The organism is Duganella sp. Root1480D1, from assembly GCF_001427305.1.
Classification (GTDB): Bacteria; Pseudomonadota; Gammaproteobacteria; order Burkholderiales; family Burkholderiaceae_D; genus Rugamonas.
Genome location: NZ_LMFZ01000001.1, coordinates 549,879 through 563,489 on the forward strand (window position 1 = coordinate 549,879; position 13,611 = coordinate 563,489).

General features: G+C 60.2%; 12 protein-coding genes. 5 read left to right on the top strand and 7 right to left on the bottom strand.

Going from position 1 to position 13,611, the window contains the following annotated elements; genetic code table 11:
* Positions 1-61 precede the first annotated feature (61 nt).
* Positions 62-961 carry a LysR family transcriptional regulator gene (locus ASD58_RS02820; RefSeq protein ID WP_057259560.1) on the bottom strand — a complete coding sequence of 300 codons (900 nt, stop codon included), beginning with the start codon at positions 959-961 and terminating at the stop codon, positions 62-64.
* Between the two features lie 100 nt (positions 962-1,061).
* Between ASD58_RS02820 and ASD58_RS02825 the strand changes: the two genes are divergently transcribed.
* From ASD58_RS02825 to ASD58_RS02835, 3 genes are all read left to right on the top strand, one after another.
* Entirely contained in the window at positions 1,062-1,910 is an 849-nt protein-coding gene (locus tag ASD58_RS02825; RefSeq protein ID WP_057259561.1) for an MBL fold metallo-hydrolase, read from the top strand.
* Between the two features lie 197 nt (positions 1,911-2,107).
* On the top strand, positions 2,108-2,479 hold the full coding sequence (locus ASD58_RS02830) for a BlaI/MecI/CopY family transcriptional regulator (RefSeq protein ID WP_057259562.1): 372 nt from the start codon (positions 2,108-2,110) through the stop codon (positions 2,477-2,479).
* 5 nt (positions 2,480-2,484) lie between these two features.
* Positions 2,485-3,756, top strand: a complete 1,272-nt coding sequence (locus tag ASD58_RS02835; protein ID WP_057259563.1) for a leucine-rich repeat-containing protein kinase family protein — start codon at positions 2,485-2,487, stop codon at positions 3,754-3,756.
* 27 nt (positions 3,757-3,783) lie between these two features.
* Here ASD58_RS02835 and ASD58_RS02840 read toward each other — a convergent pair whose 3' ends face one another.
* Positions 3,784-7,122 carry a S41 family peptidase gene (locus ASD58_RS02840; RefSeq protein WP_057259564.1) on the bottom strand — a complete coding sequence of 1,113 codons (3,339 nt, stop codon included), beginning with the start codon at positions 7,120-7,122 and terminating at the stop codon, positions 3,784-3,786.
* A 273-nt stretch (positions 7,123-7,395) separates the two neighbouring features.
* On the opposite strand from ASD58_RS02840, the gene ASD58_RS02845 reads away from it, so the two are divergent.
* Both ASD58_RS02845 and ASD58_RS02850 read left to right on the top strand, forming a co-directional pair.
* Positions 7,396-7,767, top strand: coding sequence for an immunity 22 family protein (locus ASD58_RS02845; protein WP_229209871.1), 372 nt, complete (start codon positions 7,396-7,398; stop codon positions 7,765-7,767).
* A 37-nt stretch (positions 7,768-7,804) separates the two neighbouring features.
* Complete coding sequence (locus tag ASD58_RS02850; protein WP_057259566.1) at positions 7,805-8,572, top strand: hypothetical protein; 768 nt, start codon at positions 7,805-7,807, stop codon at positions 8,570-8,572.
* Here ASD58_RS02850 and ASD58_RS02855 read toward each other — a convergent pair.
* From ASD58_RS02855 to sdhA, 5 genes are all read right to left on the bottom strand, one after another.
* On the bottom strand, positions 8,538-9,326 hold the full coding sequence (locus ASD58_RS02855) for a DUF6585 family protein (RefSeq protein ID WP_057259567.1): 789 nt from the start codon (positions 9,324-9,326) through the stop codon (positions 8,538-8,540). The genes ASD58_RS02850 and ASD58_RS02855 overlap by 35 nt on opposite strands.
* Positions 9,327-9,466: 140 nt before the next feature.
* Positions 9,467-10,771 carry a citrate synthase gene (gene gltA / locus ASD58_RS02860; RefSeq protein WP_057259568.1) on the bottom strand — a complete coding sequence of 435 codons (1,305 nt, stop codon included), beginning with the start codon at positions 10,769-10,771 and terminating at the stop codon, positions 9,467-9,469.
* 44 nt (positions 10,772-10,815) lie between these two features.
* Entirely contained in the window at positions 10,816-11,097 is a 282-nt protein-coding gene (locus tag ASD58_RS02865; protein ID WP_057259569.1) for a succinate dehydrogenase assembly factor 2, read from the bottom strand.
* Positions 11,098-11,104: 7 nt separating this feature from the next.
* A complete protein-coding gene (locus tag ASD58_RS02870; RefSeq protein ID WP_055931466.1) occupies positions 11,105-11,815 on the bottom strand; it encodes a succinate dehydrogenase iron-sulfur subunit in 711 nt (236 codons plus the stop codon).
* A 16-nt stretch (positions 11,816-11,831) separates the two neighbouring features.
* The gene (gene sdhA, locus ASD58_RS02875) at positions 11,832-13,610 is read right to left on the bottom strand and encodes a succinate dehydrogenase flavoprotein subunit (RefSeq protein WP_057259570.1); all 1,779 of its coding nucleotides are present in this window, start codon (positions 13,608-13,610) and stop codon (positions 11,832-11,834) included.
* Position 13,611: the final 1 nt, after the last annotated feature.

A 13,611-nucleotide genomic window follows, 5' to 3' on the forward strand; every position in this document is an offset into this window, starting at 1 on the left:
GTTGTTTCCAGATTTTCCAAAAACGGTCGCCTAGCATAGCACTGTCATTGAACTGAAACAACTAAAACTCCGATCCGTGCCGGGCGAACCAGTCGGCCAGATAGTCCAGCAAGACCCGCAGTGCAGGCGGCATGTGCTGGCGCGATGTATATATTGCATGAATCCCCAAAGCCTGCGGTTGCCACTCCGGCAAGACCTGCAGCAGACGGCCCGTCGCCACTTCCGGCATGACCACGAAGCGCGGCTGCATGGCGATGCCAGCCCCCTGCCCGGCCGCCGCCAGCAGCGCCATCGACTCGTTGGAAGACAGGTTGCCGCCGACTGGCACCTCCTGCGGCAACTCACCATCACGCGCCAGGGCCCACACGCTCTTGCCGAAATAGCTATACGCCAGGCAGTTGTGCCGCGCCAGGTCCTGAGGCGCGGCAGGCTCGCCGTGTTCGGCCAGGTAGGACGGCGCCGCCGCCAGCATCGAGCGGCATTCGCCGAGCTTGCGCGCAATCTGGTTCGGCTCCAGCGCATTGGTAATCCGGATCGCCAGGTCGATGCGCTGCTCGACCAGGTTGACGGCGCGGTTATCGACCTGCAGGTCCACCGTCACTTGCGGATACTGGCGCAGGAAACTTGCCAGCGCGTCGGACAGCGCAGTCTGCGCCAGGAACTGCGCGCAGGCTACCCGCAGCAAGCCACGCGGCTCCCCTGCTCCCGCCTCGCCCGCAGACGGAATCGCCCCGGCCAGCGCCAGCAGCTCGCGGCAGCGGGCCAGCGTCACCTCACCCGCCGCGGTCAGTCCCAGGCGGCGCGTGGTCCGGTGCAGCAGCCGCGCACCCGCCCACTCCTCCATCTCCGCCAGGTAACGCGTCACCATGGCGCGCGACATATCCAGCGCCTCAGCGGCGCCTGCCAGGCTGCCGCGTTCAGCGATGGTGATAAAGACGTTGGCAGAGGCAATGCGATCCATATGAACGATTTATGCAATAAATAGTTTCAATATATCCTATTTTTCGATCATGTCCGGCGGCCTACACTGGCGTCATCCACTCACCGAAAGGAATACCGACATGATCAAGCAGACCCTCGCCGCAGCCGCCTTCGCCGCAACCACCGCAGGCGCCGCCGCCGCCCCGCTGACGCTGGAAGTCTTCAACCCGGGCGAAGCCGCCATCTTCCCGGTCGCCTCCGTGCTGGTAAAAGGCCAGAAAGACGCCGTGCTGGTCGACGCCCAGTTCTCGCGCGCCGAAGCCGAAAAGCTGGCCGCCCAGATCAAGGCCAGCGGCAAGCGCCTGACCACTATTTATGTCAGCCACGGCGACCCGGACTTCTACTTCGGCCTGGACGTGCTGAAAGCCGCCTTCCCGCAAGCACGCATCGTGGCGCGCGGCACCACCATCGCCGCCATGGAAAAGAAAGCCCAGGCCAAAGTCGCCTACTGGGGCCCAATTCTCGGCGCCAACGCCCCGAAAGGCGTAGTGATGCCGGAACTGCTGCAAGGCGACATCGAACTGGAAGGCCAGAAGCTGCAAGTCAAAGGCCAGGGCGACCGCAGCTACGTATGGATTCCATCGATCAAAGCCGTGGTGGGGGGCGTGGTGCTGTTCAAAGGCCTGCACGTCTGGGTCGCCGATACCCAGACGCCGGAATCGCGCGCCCAATGGCTGTCCGTACTGGATGAAATGGCCAGCCTGAAGCCAGCGACGGTCGTCCCAGGCCACTTCGCCCCCGGCTCCGCGCTGACGCCGGACGCCATCAGCTACACCGCCGACTACCTGCGCCGCTTCGAAGCAGCCACCCCGGCCGCCGCCGACAGCGCCGCCCTGGTCGCCGCCATGAAGTCCGCTTACCCGCAAGCCGGCCTCGAAAGCGCCCTGCAACTGAGCGCCAAAGTCGCCAAGGGCGAACTGGCCTGGTAATCCCCCACTGCCCAGCCCGTGTCACACCATGGGGTCACACCCCGAGTGTGACACGAGCTCAAGTGCAGTGCGGTCGAGCCCGTGTCACACTTAGGGTGTGACCCCATGGTGTGACACGAGGTCAGCCGTTCATCGGCGTAGACTTTTGTGTCTAGATCATTTATTCTAGATCCATCGATGTTCTTCCTGGATCTATCATGGCCCTGCCGAAACCTACCCCGAGTGAACTGGAAATGCTGCGCTTGTTGTTTGCGCTGGGCCCGGCGACCGCACGGCAAGTGCATGAGGCGGCCGTGCAAACGCGGCCGGATATGCAATACGCCACCGTGCTGCGCCTCCTGCAAGTGATGCATACCAAGGGCTTGCTGAACCGGGACGAAAGCCAGCGCGCCCACGTCTACTCCCCGGCCGAACAGCAGGACTCGATCCAGACCTCACTGCTGAAGGACTTGATCCATAAAGCTTTTGCCGGCTCCGGCAAGGCCCTGGTGCTTGCTGCGCTGAAAGGCGGTACCGTCAGCGCCAGGGAACGCGCCGAAATCCGAGCCTTGCTCGACGAAGAAAAGTAATCCCGATGCAGACCCTGGAACAACTGCGCGCCGGCGAACTGGCCGGCGCCGTGCGGCTGCAATTGCGTTGCGGCCTGACCGAATTCCCGCGCGAGATCTTCGAACTGGCCGATACATTGGAAATCCTGGACCTTTCCGGCAACGCTCTTGCGTCCTTACCAGGCGATTTGCAACGCTTGCACCGCCTGCGCATCATCTTCTGCTCGGACAACCCGTTTACCGAATTGCCGGAAGTACTGGGCCGTTGCCCCGCTTTGACGATGGTGGGCTTCAAAGCCTGCGAGATCAAGACCGTGCCGGCAACTGCGCTGCCAGCACACCTGCGCTGGCTCATCCTGACCGACAACCATATTGAACAACTGCCTGCCGAAATCGGACGCTGTAACGACCTGCAGAAGCTGATGCTATCAGGGAACCGGTTGCGCGCATTGCCGCCCGAGCTGGCGAACTGCAGCAAGCTCGAATTGCTGCGCATCGCGTCCAATCGCCTGCCGGAACTCCCCGAATGGCTGCTGGCGATGCCACGCCTGGCCTGGCTGGCCTGCGCGGGAAACCCGTTCAACGAAATGCGCACTGCAGCGTCTCCGCAAGTTCGCAGCATTGGCTGGAACGAGCTGCAAATCCAGCACAAGCTTGGAGAAGGTGCCTCAGGTATCATCCACCAGGCCATCCTGGATGGCACTTCCGTCGCGGTGAAAGTCTACAAAGGCGCGATGACCAGCGATGGCTCGCCCGCGCACGAAATGGCTGCTTGCATCGGCGCCGGCCGGCACCCCAAACTGATTCCCGTGCTGGGCACGATTCCGGACCATCCGGAACGCTTGCCGGCACTCGTCATGCCGTTAATGGATCCAAGCTTGCGCAATTTGGCCGGGCCACCGAGCTTTGCAAGCTGCACGCGCGACGTCTACCCGGAAGACCAGAAATTCAGTGCCGCGACGCTGCTCGGCATTGCACGCGGCATTGCCTCCGCAGCCGCACACTTGCACGCGCAAGGCATCATGCATGGCGACCTGTATGCCCACAACATTCTGAATTGCGGCAAAGGAAACGCCGTGCTTGGAGACTTCGGCGGTGCGTCAATGTTCGAGCCGGGCACCGCATACGCGGCCGCCCTGCAGCAACTGGAAGTCAGGGCTTTCGGCTGCCTGCTGGAGGAGCTGCTGGAGCGCTGCGATGCGCAGCTTCCGCAATTGCGCAAGCTGGCACTCGAGTGCCTGCAACAGCCGCCGCTCGCGCGCCCGCTGTTTGCTGGCCTCCTCGCGCAACTGGAGTAAATTCACCTCCGCCGACAGTGCTGCGCCCTAGCGGCTCTTGTCCGGATAAGCGGGACGCGCCGGCCGGCTCGGTGGCGCCTTCGCCAATTCAGCTTTGATGACGTCAATCGCCTTCTCAAGCTGTGGGTCGCGGCCCGCAATCACATCCGCCGGGTTCTGGTCGACTTCAATATCCGGCGGCACGCCTTCATTCTCGACGCCCCAGCCGCCTTCGCGAGTCCAGAACGCCAGGTTCGGCGCCGTGATGGTGCCGCCATCCAGCAGTACCGGGAAGCCGAGAATGCCAACCAGGCCACCCCAGGTCCGCTTGCCGATCAGCGGGCCAAGCTTATTCTTGCGGAACATCCACGGCAGCAAATCACCGCCCGAGCCGGCCGTTTCATCGATCAGCATCGCACGCGGCCCCTGGATCGAGGCGGACGGCGTCTTCATGTCCGCGCCATAGCGCATGGCCCACCAGGCAATCTCCTGCTTCTGCAGCAGTTCGATATAGTAATCGGCCAGGCTGCCGCCGCCATTGAAGCGTTCATCGATGATGATCGCGTCCTTGTACGCTTGCGGATAAAAGTAGCGCTTGAAATAAGTGTGGCCCAGGCCCGCCGTGTTCGGCACGTAGACATACGCGACGCGCCCGCCGGTTGCGGCATCGACTTTGCGAATATTCCCTTCCACCCAATCGCGGTTGCGCAGCGCATCCTCGCTCGCTACCGGCACCACCGTGATATGGCGGGCGCCCTTGCCGTCCGCGTTCGGGCCGACCGTGATTTCGATCGAGCGGTTGGCCGTATTTTCGAACGCGCTATACAGATTGGTCGGCGGCGCCAGTGGACGGCCATCGACCGCCAGCAGGTATTCGCCCACCTTCACGTTCAGCCCAGGCTCGGTCAATGGCGCTCGCAGCGTCGGGTTCCAGTTCAGGCCCCCGTAGATTTTCTTGAAGCGGTAGCGGCCATTGGCAATCTCATAGTCCGCGCCCAGCAGGCCGCCCGGCACAGGCTTGGCCTCAATGAAGTTGTCGCCTCCCCCGCCGCGGTGGTGGCCGACCGCCAGTTCGCTGCACAGCCACTGGATTACGCGGTTCAGGTCACTGCGCGTGGCCACGTCGGGCAAGAACTGTGCGTATTTGTCGCGCATGGCTTTCCAGTTCACGCCATGCATATGCGGGTCGTAGAAGTAGTCGCGGTTGATGCGCCAGACTTCATCGTAAATCTGCTTCCACTCCACACGCGGGTCGGCCTTGGTTTCGATGGCTTCCACGCGCAGCTTACCTTCCGATGGGGACAGCTGCTTGCCGGTGGCGGAGCCCATGTTCCACTGATCCTTCAGGCGCCAGACGATCTTCTTGCCGTCGGCGCTGACTTCGAAGTCCTCGGCTTCGGCAACGATGGTTTCGGTCTTGCGGTCCTTCAGGTCGAAGCGCTGCACCTGGCGCTTGCCATCCACCTCGCGCAGGAAGAAGATTTGCCCTTCCGCGCCAGTCTCGAGGTCGAAGTACTCCGAGACGGGCGGAGGCATGTCGATCACGCGGGTCGAAATACCATCCCAGTCGATGCGCATCGGTGCCGGCGGCTTGGCCGTCGCGGCGGTAGCTTTTGCCTTTGCGTCGGCACCACGGCTGTTAGTGGTGTCGGTCACGACGCGCTCGTCGCCCTTGTCGCCTGCGGTATTGTCCTTCGGCGGCTCCTTCGGCGCGGGTGGCGCGGCGGCGCCCTTCTCTTCATCGCTCTCGCGCACCAGCGGCGATGGAATGTCATTACGCAGCACCATCAGCCAGAGTGAGCGCGTCGGGTGGTTGTCCTGGTTCTGCAGCGAGAACCAGTTGTTGCTTGGCCCCGCGTCGGTGGATGCGAAGAAGTACAGGTACTTGCCGTTGCGGTCGAAGACCGGGTTGGCCACGTCGGACAGGCCATCCGTGACCGCATGCGACTTATCCTCGTCCAGTGCATAGATATAGGCAGTGCGCGTATAGCTCAGCGAATTGAGCGTGTAGGCGATAAAGCGCGAATCCGGCGACCAGGTGCCGCGCAGCGATTTGTCGACGCCGTACATTGGCTCGGTGGCGACTTTCTTTTGCACGCCGGTGGCCAGGTCGATGTAATACAGCGTCCAGGAGTTGTCGATGAAGGCAATCTTCTTGCTGTCCGGCGACCAGGCGGCGCGCTCGAAGAAGCCGGAGCCGTTCAGCTTGAACTTGCGCAATTCGCCCTTGCCGTCCTGTTGCCTGACATGCAAGGCGTACTCACCACTTTCATCGGAGAAGTAGGCGACTTGCCGCCCATCCGGGGACCAGGCCGGGCCGCGCTCATGCGCACCGGGCGTTTGCGTCAGGTGGCGGATATCGCCCTTCTCAGCCGGCAGCGTGACGATATCGCCACGGAATTCAAACGCAACCCGCGCGCCCGACGGCGATACTGACGCGTTACGAATGTATTTCGCCCCGCGCACCCAGCGCTCGCGCGACAGGCCAAGATCGGCACTCACGCCAATTGCCAGCCGGCGCCCGGCAGTCGCGCCTGAGTCGAGGTCAAGCATGTGCAGGTAGCCGGCCTGTTCATACAAAATCCGGCCGCCAGATAATGCTGCGTTCAGCACGGGAAAATCTGTATGGCGCGTCAGTTGATTAATTGCTTTACTACGGGTGTCATAAACGTAGAGGTTGAATTCACCATCGCGATCGGAGCGGAAATAAACTTTATCGCCCGCCCACATAGGATCCACGTCATTTACCCTGCTGGCAGGCTGCGGGATTCGTTCCACAGCCTGGCTATCCCTGTTAAACAGCCAGATAATCGAATTCAGGCCGCCGCGATATCGCTTCCATTGCAGGAATGCCGGGGAGGTCGGGTTATAGGCGATAGCCCGCCCATTAGGAGAAAATGCCGCACGCGCCGCATTCGGAATTTCCAGCCTGGTCTCAACTCCCCCGCCCACAGGTACCGTAAATAGATTGCGGTAGCGATTATTCGATGCCACGCGTGGCGAGGTAAATAGCACCTGTGTGCCGTCCGGCGTAAAGCTCTGCACTATGTCTGGTCCCGGATGCCAGGTCAGGCGCCGCGGGATGCCACCTGCAATCGGCAGGATGAATACATCGGTATTGCCATCAATATTCGCGCTGTAGGCAATTGACTTGCCATCCGGAGAAAAGACCGGATTCGACTTTTCGCCAACATCCGAGGTCAGTCTGCGAACGTCACGGCCATTCAGGTCGGCAAGCCAGACATCGCCAGCGTAAATAAATCCTATGTTGTTCGCGGAAATCGCGGGCTCGGATAACAGGCGAGTATCGGCAGTATTCGGAGCGGCGTGCGCCCCAATGGGAAGCGCCAAGGCTGCGGCGAGGATGAAGTTACGACTGGTGAACAAGCAAGCCTCCTGGAAGGGAAAGAACTCTTACTTCACTGAATAACGTCCACAATATCAGAACTCAGCCTGTGAAGGTGAGGCGCGGCCAATTGAGCCAAATATTAGCCTGCACATGCTAATATTTAGCTTGTCTGGAGCCCTACGCTCCCCGCCCGCCCGACGTTACCGTCGACTGTTTCCTAATATTCCCGAACGCAAAAGGTGAACTAAATAGCGCTCCAAGACTATTCCGACGACGATGATTTTTACGGACAGGGCTTTGGACGGCGAGGTATGGTATCCGTCTGGATTGGCCTGACTGGTGGCTCGGGTGAGCCTGATCTTGACGTCCTGCAAGATCTATGCGGAGTTGGTTATTACCGGCTCAGCGACCAGGAACATTACAACTTCGATTTCGACATCGCCGATGTACGGGATTTGATCACGCCTCTCTCCTACTCAGCTACCTTTATTGACGCCGCTCTCGCCGCAGCACGGGAACACCGCTTGGAGAAAGCGCGCTGGATTACCGTGCAATATGATTTTGATTATGACCCGCTAAAAGTGACGAGGCAGATTGCAGATGATCCGATATTCATTGGCAGTTTTTCCTACGCAGCAGATGGCATTGAATCGCTGAACCATATTGGCCTCGACGGCAGATAATAACGTCGCTCTCGCAACCTAATCAAAGAAATTAATCATGACCGCACAAGTAGCAGATCGCCTGATTAATGCATGTCTGGAGCTGGATCTCCCGGGTTACCAGCTTTTCGGAGTTTTCACCGGAGTGCCCAATTCCGAGCATGAGAAGCTTGGACCTTATTGCTTCAAAGCCAAGGCCACGCCTGATCCACGAATCGTTTCCACCGCAGTCGCGCGTGGCTACGTTTCGCTTTACCGTCTCAACAGCTCCGGGCGCCTCACGCTCAATGGCTTTGCGTATCTACCTCATAAAGGCCGTGCTCCCGACCTGGTCCACGAGGAAGTGATTGGCGACTTCTGGCTGTTGTTTCGGATGTCATTTTTTGGCGAGGGGGTATTTGTGCCCTTCCGTAACGGCGTCCTTGTCAAGGACCGTTCGCAGTGGCGGCACCAAATGTCGTCCGAGGGCATATTGGGAGGGATCGCGGCAAGGCACGAGCGTGCCCGCACCGCCACCATTCGGGTGCACTGTGCGGAGGGTGCGCCATTCGATTTCGGGAATTTCAGGATCTACATTGACGGCAACATCCATAATACGCCGTTGCGGCTCAGGCACCTCGCTTCGCCGACCGCCGAAGTCATCGCGCTAGAACCGGGAGCTCATCGCATCGTCGTTCGCGAAGCCGACACGCGCAAACCGAACCGGGTCGAATCCAATACCGCCCACTTCGAAATCTACCCCGGCGAAACTCTGACATTTACTTTGCAGCAGGATGCCGAGGTCATCTTGCTCAAGCCATTGCAACCATTTGTTGCGGAACTTTAGCCGGCCCAGTATCAATTTGAGTGAAGTGTTCCAGCACGGCCAGAAAAACGAAGAGGTTCTTGATCTGGAAGGAGTGAGGCCGCCCCCAAGGAATCCGGCGCCCCTTTTTCTTGATAATGACTTGCCCCGCCCTTAGTTCGGCATCACCGACTTCTGCCCAGGAAACCTTGCCGAAGCGCCTGCGGAGCCCGTCACGGCTGACCTTAAGCGCACCAAAATCCACCGTCTCCCCATGCTCCATTTTCGCAATCACGAGCGGAACCATCTCCGCCGCTGTCAGCGTGAGGAGGTTGATGCCAAGCACGAAAACATCCTTATAGCTGTCGGAGAACTTAAGGGTGGTCTTGGGCGCCAACCTTACCTTGACCCATGTGCGTCGAGTGGGGAAGCCGAGCAATCTGGTGGCGCGAACAGTCACGTACTGCACCTCGCGCCAGCCGAAGAAATGAGTTTTGCCCCTGAGCCTATAGGCCATTCCCTTCTCGAAGACCGTCAGGCTTGAGCCTTTGAGCCTATACCAGCGGACTGCAATGACGATGGCAAGCAAACCGAATATTCCAGCAATTATTCTCAAGATTACAGGCAAGTCGACATCCCTCACAGCGGCCTGAGCGTGGGCGGCGACGGAGGTCAGTGCAATAGCCGTGGCAATCAGCAAGACGGCAAGCACAGGATAGAGCAGGCCCAGCCCCCCAATCGGGTGGATACTGACGATTTTCCCGCACTGGCTCGCTTGATGAACGTTTGCAGACAAGTTGATTTCCTTAAATTCGCAGAAGAAGACGTCGAACCCGATAGTATTATTGAAATCTTTCGAATTGACAACATTTTGCCGTCGCTGAGAATAAAAAAAGCGAGCCGAAGCTCGCTTTTTTCCCGAGAAGGCTGCAAGGATTACTTGCGGTCTTTCAGCGGAGGCACATCGCGCACTGCCGAGCCAACGAACAGCTGGCGTGGGCGGCCGATCTTCTGCTCTGGGTCGGCGATCATTTCGTTCCACTGGGCGATCCAGCCGATGGTACGGGCCATGGCGAAGATACCGGTGAACAGCGACACTGGGATGCCCAGGGCCGACTGCACGATGCCGGAGTAGAAGTCCACGTTCGGGTACAGCTTGCGGGAAACGAAGTATTCGTCGTTCAGCGCAATCTTTTCCAGCTCCATGGCCAGCTTGAACAGTGGGTCGTCTTGCAGGCCCAGCTCTTGCAGCACTTCGTGGCAGGTTTCGCGCATCAGCTTCGCACGTGGGTCGAAGTTCTTGTACACGCGGTGACCGAAGCCCATCAGCTTGACGCCGGAGTTCTTGTCTTTCACCTGAGCGATGAAGGCAGGGATCTTGTCGACGGTGCCGATTTCTTTCAGCATGTTCAGTGCAGCTTCGTTAGCGCCGCCGTGGGCAGGGCCCCACAGGCAAGCGATACCGGCAGCGATACAGGCGAACGGGTTGGCGCCCGAGGAACCGGCCAGGCGGACGGTCGAAGTCGAAGCGTTCTGCTCGTGGTCTGCGTGCAGGATCAGGATGCGGTCCAGGGCGCGCACCAGCACGTCGTTCACTTTGTACTCTTCGCATGGATTGCCGAACATCATGCGCATGAAGTTGGCCGAGTACGACAGGTCGTTGCGTGGGTACACGAATGGCTGGCCGATCGAGTACTTGTATGCCATGGCGACCAGGGTCGGCAGCTTGGCGATCAGGCGGATAGCCGAGATTTCACGCTGCTTGGCGTCGTTGATGTCCAGCGAGTCGTGGTAGAACGATGCCAGCGCGCCGACGGTACCAACCAGTACCGACATCGGGTGCGCGTCGCGGCGGAAGCCGCGGAAGAAGAATTGCATCTGCTCGTGGACCATGGTGTGCTTGGTCACGGTGTCCACGAACTGCTTCTTGTCCACTGCGTTCGGCAGTTCGCCGTTCAGCAGCAGGTAGCAGGTTTCCATGAAGTCGGCGTTCACGGCCAGTTGCTCGATCGGGTAGCCGCGGTATTGCAGCTCGCCCTTGTCACCGTCGATGTAGGTGATGGAGGAGTTGCACGACGCGGTCGACATGAAGCCTGGGTCGTAGGTGAATTTGCCGGTGGTGCCGTACAGCTTGCGGATGTCGATGACGTCCGGGCCCACGGTGCCCTTGTAGATCGGCATTTCGACCGATGGGCTGCCGTCGGAGAACGATAGCGTTGCTTTGGTATCAGAGATGTTCATGGACTCTTCCTTTGGGAGAGATGCAGCAAATAAAAAAACTTAACTCAGGCTTGGCGCAGGCGTGCCAGTAACGCATGTACATGCGGCAGGTCTATTTCGCCTTCCGGCTCCTTACGGGCCAAGACCAGATCCATCAGTGCATTGTCCGACAAATCGAGGAGCCGCGTGAACGCGTCCACTTCTTCGTCGGTCAATTCAGCCTCGTGCGCATCAAGGAAACGAGTCAGGATAATGTCGTTTTCCAGCAGGCCCCGGCGTGCGCGCCAGCGTAGGCGCGCACGGTTGGTCGGATCAGCCTGGTGCGCTCGTTTTTCGAGTTCCGCCATTTTTTAATTAAATCGCGCGGCGAACCATCAGTTCCTTGATCTTGCCGATCGCCTTGTTAGGATTCAGGCCTTTCGGGCACACGTCGACGCAGTTCATGATCGAGTGGCAACGGAACAGACGGTATGGGTCTTCCAGGTTATCCAGGCGCTCGCCGGTCGCTTCGTCGCGCGAATCGGCGATGAAGCGGTAGGCTTGCAGCAGGCCGGCTGGGCCGACGAACTTGTCCGGGTTCCACCAGAACGATGGGCAGGAGGTCGAGCAGCAGGCGCACAGGATGCACTCGTACAGGCCATCCAGTTCTTCGCGTTCCGCAGGCGACTGCAGGCGCTCTTTCTCCGGAGGGATCGAGTCGTTGATCAGGAACGGCTTGATCGAGTGGTATTGCTTGAAGAACTGGGTCATGTCGACGATCAGGTCGCGCACCACCGGCAGGCCTGGCAGAGGGCGCAGCACGATAGGCTCGCTCAGCTCGTTCAGGTTGGTGGTGCAGGCCAGGCCGTTCTTGCCGTTGATGTTCATCGCGTCGGAACCGCACACGCCTTCGCGGCAGGAGCGGCGCAGCGACAGCGAATCATCCACGTCGGACTTGATGCGCTGCAGTGCGTCCAGCAGCATCTTGTCGGTATCTTTCAGCTCGACCGTCAGGTCTTGCATGTACGGCTTGGCGTCCTTGTCCGGATCGTAACGGTAAATCTTGAATTTGAGAGTGCGTGCCATGTTGTGAGGCCCTTGCTTAGAAAGTGCGTGGTTTCGGTTTGAAGGTATCAACCGTCAGCGGTTTGGTGACGACAGCCTTGTATTCCAGGCGGTTGCCTTCCGAGAACCACAGCGTGTGCTTCATCCAGTTTTCGTCGTCGCGTGCCGGGTGGTCGTCCTGGGCGTGGGCGCCGCGGGATTCCTTACGCGCGTTGGCGGAGACGATGGTCGCTTTCGCGGTTTCGATCAGGTTGTCCAGTTCCAGCGCTTCCACGCGGGCGGTGTTGAACACCTTGGACTTGTCCTTGTACGAAACGTGCTTGCGGCGCTCGTCCAGCTTCAGGATTTCTTCTACGCCCTTGGCCAGCATTTCGTCGGTACGGAACACGCCGCAGTACTTCTGCATGGTGGCGCGGATGTCGTTGGCGACGTCTTGCACGCGTTCGCCACCGTTGGAGGTTTCCAGGTGGTTCAGGCGATTCATTGCGAAGTCGGATGCATCCTTCGGCAGAGGCTTGTTTTCCTTCTGCTTCAGGTTCTGTGCGACCACGTGGTTGCCGGCTGCGCGGCCGAACACCACCAGGTCCAGCAGGGAGTTGGTACCCAGGCGGTTTGCGCCGTGCACGGAGACGCAAGCGCATTCGCCGATGGCGTACAGGCCGTTCACGATCTTCTGGCTGCCGTCGCCGTTAGGCACGACCACCTGGCCGTGGATATTGGTCGGGATGCCGCCCATCTGGTAGTGGATGGTCGGTACGACCGGAATTGGTTCCTTGGTCGCGTCGACGTTGGCGAACTTGTGGCCGATTTCCAGGATCGATGGCAGGCGCTTCTGGATGGTCTCGGAGCCGATGTGGCGCAGGTCCAGCAGAACGTGGTCTTTATTAGGACCGCAGCCGCGGCCTTCCTTGATTTCCTGGTCCATGGAGCGGGACACAAAGTCGCGCGGCGCCAGGTCTTTCAGGGTCGGAGCGTAGCGCTCCATGAAGCGTTCGCCGTTCGAGTTGATCAGGATGCCGCCTTCGCCGCGCACGCCTTCGGTGATCAGCACGCCCGCGCCGGACACGCCGGTCGGGTGGAACTGCCAGAATTCCATGTCCTGCAGCGGCAGGCCGGCACGTGCCGCCATGCCCATGCCGTCACCGGTGTTGATGAAGGCGTTGGTGGATGCTGCGAAGATGCGGCCGGCGCCGCCGGTTGCGAAGATGGTGGTCTTGGCTTCCAGGATCATGCATTCGCCGGTTTCCATTTCCAGGGCTACCACGCCAACGACGTCGCCGTCGGCATCGCGCACCAGGTCCAGGGCCATCCACTCAACGAAGAAGTGGGTGCGGGCGCGCACGTTGCGCTGGTACAGGGTGTGCAGCAGTGCGTGGCCGGTACGGTCAGCCGCGGCGCAAGCGCGCTGCACTGGCTTCTCGCCCAGGTTCGCGGTGTGGCCGCCGAACGGACGCTGGTAAATGGTGCCGTCCGGGTTACGGTCGAAAGGCATGCCGAAGTGTTCCAGCTCGTAGACGACTTTCGGTGCTTCGCGGCACATGAATTCAATCGCATCCTGGTCGCCGAGGTAGTCGCCACCTTTGACGGTGTCGAACATGTGCCAGTACCAGTTATCTTCCGACATATTGCCCAGCGAGGCGCCGATGCCGCCCTGCGCTGCCACGGTGTGGGAGCGGGTCGGGAACACCTTGGACAGCACGGCCACGTTCAGGCCGGCTTCCGCCAGTTGCAGGGAGGCGCGCATGCCGGAACCGCCGGCGCCAACGATCACCGCGTCGAAGCGGCGGGTAGGGATTGCAGATTTAATAGCTGCCACG